General features: G+C 30.0%; 6 protein-coding genes. All 6 read left to right on the forward strand.

The window, feature by feature from the left end; translation table 11 throughout:
- Window positions 1-20: 20 nt before the first annotated feature.
- The 6 genes from LBD57_RS03025 (at window position 21) to LBD57_RS03050 (ending at window position 5,994) form a co-directional block, all read left to right on the forward strand.
- Window positions 21-626 carry an AAA family ATPase gene (locus LBD57_RS03025; RefSeq protein WP_373469865.1) on the forward strand — a complete coding sequence of 202 codons (606 nt, stop codon included), beginning with the start codon at window positions 21-23 and terminating at the stop codon, window positions 624-626.
- A gap of 209 nt (window positions 627-835) precedes the next feature.
- Window positions 836-1,630, forward strand: a complete 795-nt coding sequence (gene thiM, locus LBD57_RS03030; RefSeq protein ID WP_373469866.1) for a hydroxyethylthiazole kinase — start codon at window positions 836-838, stop codon at window positions 1,628-1,630.
- 53 nt (window positions 1,631-1,683) lie between these two features.
- Window positions 1,684-2,604 (forward strand): quinolinate synthase NadA, encoded by a 921-nt coding sequence (gene nadA, locus LBD57_RS03035; RefSeq protein WP_373469867.1) that lies wholly within the window; start codon window positions 1,684-1,686, stop codon window positions 2,602-2,604.
- 386 nt (window positions 2,605-2,990) lie between these two features.
- Entirely contained in the window at window positions 2,991-5,039 is a 2,049-nt protein-coding gene (locus LBD57_RS03040) for a ribonucleoside triphosphate reductase (RefSeq protein WP_373469868.1), read from the forward strand.
- 170 nt (window positions 5,040-5,209) lie between these two features.
- Window positions 5,210-5,395 carry an anaerobic ribonucleoside-triphosphate reductase gene (gene nrdD, locus LBD57_RS03045; RefSeq protein ID WP_373469869.1) on the forward strand — a complete coding sequence of 62 codons (186 nt, stop codon included), beginning with the start codon at window positions 5,210-5,212 and terminating at the stop codon, window positions 5,393-5,395.
- 20 nt (window positions 5,396-5,415) lie between these two features.
- Complete coding sequence (locus LBD57_RS03050; protein ID WP_373469870.1) at window positions 5,416-5,994, forward strand: anaerobic ribonucleoside-triphosphate reductase activating protein; 579 nt, start codon at window positions 5,416-5,418, stop codon at window positions 5,992-5,994.
- The last annotated feature ends 192 nt before the right edge of the window (window positions 5,995-6,186 follow it).

Consider the following 6,186-nt stretch of genomic DNA (forward strand, 5'->3'; position numbering starts at 1 on the left):
AAAAGGTTGAGGGAGGTTTAGTGAATAAAATCATAATAACTATTTCGCGCCAATATGGTAGCGGAGGTCTCTTAATAGCTCAAGAACTTTCAAAATGCTTAAAAGTAGAATATTATGATAAAAATCTTCTCTTAATAGCAGCTCAAAAAAGCGGTTTAAGAACAGAGATTTTGGAACAATTTGACGAAAAAAAGCATTTGGAATTGTTAGAAAATTTAACTGGGTATATAACCTGTCCTGAAAATTTTGCTCTTAATGACACTTTATTTAAAATACAAAGCGATATAATAAAAACCATTGCAAAAAAAAGTTCTGCGATTTTTGTTGGAAGATGTGCAGATTATATTTTAAGAGATATGCAAAACTGTGTACATATATTCATACATGCTAATTTGCAAGACCGTATAAAACGCATATCTGAAAAAAATAAAATTGATAAAGACAAAGCTTTAGAACAAATAAATATTATAGATAAAGAACGTTCAAAATATTATAACTATTATACTAGTAAAACTTGGAAAGATGTAAACTCTTATGATTTATCTATAAACTCATCTATTTTAGGTATTAGTAATACCGCAGAAATTATAATCTCATTCTCCAATAAATTAAAGGGTTGTTTTTAGAGAGCCTTTAAAATAATGTATAATACATACCGATCTATCTAAAAACCTTAATGTGTATAATTTCCTATGATTTTTTGCAATACAAAGCAAAAAACGCATGCTTTATCCATATCATCATAAACACAAATTTTTAACGCAGCTGTGTCAAAGATGTACGTTAAGATTTTTAGATAGACCCTTGACACTATAGTTTTTAAGGAGTAGCTGGAATGGACAAAATTTATGAAACTCTACAAAAGATTAGAAAAGTTTCACCTTTGGTGCACCATATCACAAACTGGGTTACAATAGCAGACTGTGCTAATATAGTTAAAGTTTTTGGGGGATCCCCGGTAATGGCACATGCGTTTGAAGAAGCTGCAGAGATGGCGTCTATATCTAATGCTGTTGTATTAAATATAGGAACTTTAAATAATTCTACAGTGGAAGCTATGAAACAGGCCATAAAAGCTGCAAATAAAAAAGATATTCCTATTATTATTGATGCTGTAGGTGTTGGCGCTACAAAATATAGAAACAAAAAAATACAAGAACTTTTGCAGTACAAAGTTGCAGTTGTTAAGGGTAATGCTTCAGAAATTGCAAGTACCGCTGGTATAAATGTTACAACAAAAGGCGTAGATTCCGGTGAAGTTTTAGGTGATATAGCAAACATTGCGGCAACATTTGCAAGAGAAAAAGAGTGTGTAGTAGTGGTAACAGGCAGGGAAGATATATGTACAAATGGTGCAGAAATTATTAAAGTAAAAAATGGGGTTTCTATGATGGCACAAATTGTAGGTACAGGTTGTATGGCAGGATCTGTAATAGGCACTTTCTGTGCTGTAGAAAAAGATTATTTTTTTGCTGCAATCGCAGGACTTGTATGTTTTGAGATAGCAGGAGAAATAGCAGACAAAACTTCTGAAGGGCCTGGTACATTTAAAACAAAAATGTTTGACAAAATAACAACTTTAAGTGAAATATCAATTAATAAAATGAAAAAAATAGAAAAAATAAAATAAGATTTGACAATTTAATAAGCGGGTTTCTCTAAAAAACCAAATGAGATTTTATAATGAACTCAATATTTAATCAATTAAATGATTTGAAAAAAGAAAAAAATGCAATAATTTTAGCACATATATATCAGCGGCCAGAAATACACGATATAGCAGATTTTATTGGTGACTCTTTAGATTTAAGTAAAAAAGTAGTTGCAACCGATGCAGAAACAATAGTTTTCTGTGGTGTACACTTTATGGCAGAAACTGCACACATATTAAATCCCAATAAAAAAGTTTTAATACCTGATATAAATGCAGGTTGCCCTATGGCAGATATGATAACAGTACAAGAATTAAAAAACTTTAAGTCAAAATTCAAAAACCCTTTTGTTATAGCTTATATAAATACATCAGCAGAAATAAAAGCACATAGTGATATATGTTGCACCTCTTCTAATGCTGTAAATATTTTAAGGCATGTTGCCTCTAGCAATAAACACTTAGACATCTTATTTATTCCTGACAGAAACCTCGGCAATTACGTTCAAAAGGTTTCTGGTATAAAAATAAACGTTTGGAATGGTTTTTGTCCAACTCATAACAATTTTATTTTGCCAGAATATGTTTTAAAAGCAAAAAAAGAGCACCCTCTAGCAGAAGTTCTTGTACATCCAGAATGCAGACCTGAAGTTATAGAAATAGCAAACTATGCAATGTCTACAGGAACTATGTGCAAATATATAAAAAATAGTAATAATAAAGATTTTATAATAGGTACAGAAATAGGAATTTTATACAGACTTAAGAAAGAAAATCCAAATAAAAATTTCTATCCTGTTACAAATTTGTCAGAATGCCCTAATATGAAAAAAACTACTATTGAAAAAGTATTTGACGTTTTAAAAAATACAAAAAATATTGTCTCTGTTAATGATAAAATAAGAAAAAAAGCTTACTTGTCAATCTATAAAATGTTAAATGTTCCATGCTAGGTTCATACAGCCACAACAATTTTAATATTACTATTGACATTACAGTGTAAATAGTTTAATATATGTTGTGTGCTAATATTTTGTTCGTACTACATATAGTGTTTCCTACTACAGAACTACAGACAATTTCGTTAAAATCGGAAGCATCCCTGGTGTTGTGATAGAAAAATAAAAACCGTAAATATATAAATAAAGCCATTGTCTTTGCCAGATGGAAAAGTGCGGTGATTAGATTTTTTATCTATTATTCTCAAGTCAGAAGACTTTCCAAAAGATTTTTGGTATGTATTAAGAAATTTAAATTATCGCAGACATAATTTAAATCTTTATTTTTTGTAACCTTGTCTGCACAAGAGATGAGGATTTTTATTTCTAAGAGGGATAAAATGGAACATGAAGACTTTTTTAGCTCAATTCTAAAAAGAAATGGTTTGGAAGAAACATTCAATCCTAAAAAAATTGCAATTGCTATAGAAAAAGCAGGTATTGCAACTGGAGAATTTGGACAAGATGTTGCACATAAGCTTGCTCTTAAGACTTTATCTATACTGCATAATACTGTTAAAAACAGAATACCTTCTGTTGAAGAGATTCAGGATATAGTTGAAGAAGTTTTACTTTCTTCTGTTTACAAAAAAACTGCAAAAGCTTATATCTTGTATCGTGATCAGCATACTAAAGTAAGAGAAATTACATCTTCATTTAATGTAGATTTAGTTGATCAATATTTACAAAAAATAGATTGGCAAGTAAATGAAAATAGTAACATGTCTTACTCTTTACAAGGACTTAACAATTACATTTCTTCTGAAATTAGTAAAATATATTGGTTAAATAAAATTTATCCAGAAAATATACGAAAAGCTCATTTAGATGGAGATTTGCATATACACGATTTAGGTCTTTTAGGTGCATATTGCGTAGGATGGGACTTGCAAGATTTACTTATTAACGGTTTTAAAGGTGTTTCTGGAAAATCTGAAAGTAAACCTGCAAAACATTTTAGAACAGCTCTTGGGCAAATTATAAATTTCTTTTATACTCTTCAAGGCGAAAGTGCAGGAGCACAAGCCTTCTCAAATTTCGACACTTTACTTGCACCATTTATTTACTATGATAAACTTACATATAAAGATGTCAAGCAAGCTTTACAAGAGTTTTTATTTAATATTAATGTTCCTACAAGAGTAGGATTTCAAACTCCTTTTACAAATTTAACAATGGATTTAACAGTTGCTCCTCATTACAAAGACGAACCTGTAATAATAGGAGGGAAGCATCAAGATAAAAAATATGGTGATTTTCAAAAAGAAATGGATATGTTAAATCAAGCATTTTTAGAACTTATGCTCGAGGGAGATGCTAAAGGAAGAGTATTTACATTTCCTATCCCAACTTACAATATCACAAATGAATTTGACTGGGACAATAAAAATATAAAAGCACTTTGGGACATAACAGCAAAATATGGTGTACCTTACTTTGCAAACTTTATTAATTCCGATATGAAACCAGAAGATGCAAGAAGCATGTGTTGTAGACTTAGAATAGACAACCGTGAACTTCAAAAACGCGGAGGAGGTCTTTTTGGAGCTTCCCCTCTAACAGGTTCTATTGGAGTTGTTACAATTAATCTTCCTAGAATAGGCTATCTTGCAAAAAACGAAACAGAGTTTATGGAAAAACTTAAAAACACTATGAACATAGCAAAACAAAGTTTAGAGATTAAAAGACATATCTTAGAAAAATTTACTTCATGTAACTTATACCCATACATGACTTTCTACCTTAGAAGTGTAAAACAACGTTTTAATCAATATTGGAAAAATCATTTCTCTACAATAGGGATTGTCGGATTAAATGAAGCCTGTCTAAATTTATTTGGACAAGATATTGGGACGTCAAAAGGCAAAGAGTTTGGAAATAAAGTTTTAGATTTTATGAGGAACATTCTTATCGATTATCAACAAGAAAGTGGCAACAACTACAATTTAGAAGCTACACCTGCTGAGGGAACTTCGTATAGACTTGCTAAAATTGACGCTAAATTGTTTCCTGATATAATCTCAGCGAGTTTTAAAAAAGGTACGCCTTTTTATACAAATTCTAGTCAGTTACCTGTAAATTACACAAATGATATTTTTGAAAATTTAGATCTTCAAGACTCTATGCAAGCTAAGTACACTGGAGGAACAGTACTCCATATGTTTGTTGGAGAAAAAATTAAAAACACAGAAGCTTTAAAAACATTTATAAAAACAGTATGTCAAAATTATAAATTACCCTATTTTTCTATAACCCCTACATTTAGCATATGTCCAAAATGCGGTTATATTGAAGGAGAACAGGCTGAATGTCCAAAATGTAAAAATGAAAGTATAGAAGAAATAGATAAACAAATAAAAAGACTTGAAAATATGCTTTATACAAATTGAATGTCTTTAAAATCCTAATTTTGTATAACTGCTGGGAAGTGTTTTATAAAGCAAGGCAAAGGACACAGAATTCATGTGTGATAAGATAAGTACAAGTTTTTTAACACAATAGGGCCAAAATGGCGCTGTAAGAATATACATTAAGGTTTTTAAAACTTTTGGAGGAAAAAATGACTGCAAACGAAATTCAAGAAAAAATTAAACAGTTGCTCGATGAAAAAAACAGTATTAGCGGTACAAAATGCGAAGTATATTCAAGAGTTGTAGGATATTTAAGACCTGTTTCTTTGTGGAATGAAGGGAAAAGAGAAGAATTTAAAATGCGCAAAACATATTGCCCTTGCAATAATAACTAAATTAAGAAAGGTAATATGAAATGAAAATTGCTGGGCTACAAAAATTATCATTAATAGATTATCCTAAAATTCCTGCTGCAGTTATTTTTACACAGGGCTGTAACATGAGATGCCCTTATTGTCACAATCGGCAACTAGTTGATCCTAACCTGTTTGAGAATTTATTAAATGAAGAAGAAATTTTTGAGTTTTTGAATAAAAGAATAGGTCTTTTGAAAGGTATTGTTATAACAGGTGGAGAGCCAACTATACAAAAAGATTTAGTGGAGTTTATATTAAAAATTAAAAGGCTTGGATTTCTTGTTAAACTTGACACAAACGGCACAAATCCAAATGTTTTACAAGAACTTATATCAAAAAAACTTATTGATTTTATAGCAATGGACATAAAAGCTGACTTTGCAAAATATTCCACCTTTTTTAACGGTGATTTAAATTTAATTAAGCTATCAGTAGATATAATTAAAGCTTCTGGAATAATACATCTTTTTAGAACAACCTATGATAAAGATTTACTGCAAGATAAAGATTTACTTAATATTAAAAACTTTATAGACAAATCTGATTATATCATACAGGAATGTAACAAATATCTTTAGTTTCTCTCTATTTAAATATAATAATGCAGTAAATTTAGCAAAAATGAGATTATATATGAGAATGAGATTAAAGAGGTAATAGTGTAAGAGGGTGTTAAATCATAAATAATTTATTAAGAGGAATATAAGTGTGTTTGTAAAAAGCTCAACATTTGTCCTTAGCGTGTCTATTTGCAGGGCTAGTTTGTTAAA

The sequence above is a fragment of the Candidatus Endomicrobiellum cubanum genome, assembly GCF_031278955.1.
Classification (GTDB): domain Bacteria; phylum Elusimicrobiota; class Endomicrobiia; order Endomicrobiales; family Endomicrobiaceae; genus Endomicrobiellum; species Endomicrobiellum cubanum.

Coding starts and splice junctions, on each gene's coding strand:
- nrdD (WP_373469869.1), top strand. CDS start 5,210: ATGACTGCAAACGAAATTCAAGAAAAAATTAAACAGTTGCTCGATGAA.
- LBD57_RS03040 (WP_373469868.1), top strand. CDS start 2,991: ATGGAACATGAAGACTTTTTTAGCTCAATTCTAAAAAGAAATGGTTTG.
- nadA (WP_373469867.1), top strand. CDS start 1,684: ATGAACTCAATATTTAATCAATTAAATGATTTGAAAAAAGAAAAAAAT.
- thiM (WP_373469866.1), top strand. CDS start 836: ATGGACAAAATTTATGAAACTCTACAAAAGATTAGAAAAGTTTCACCT.
- LBD57_RS03050 (WP_373469870.1), top strand. CDS start 5,416: ATGAAAATTGCTGGGCTACAAAAATTATCATTAATAGATTATCCTAAA.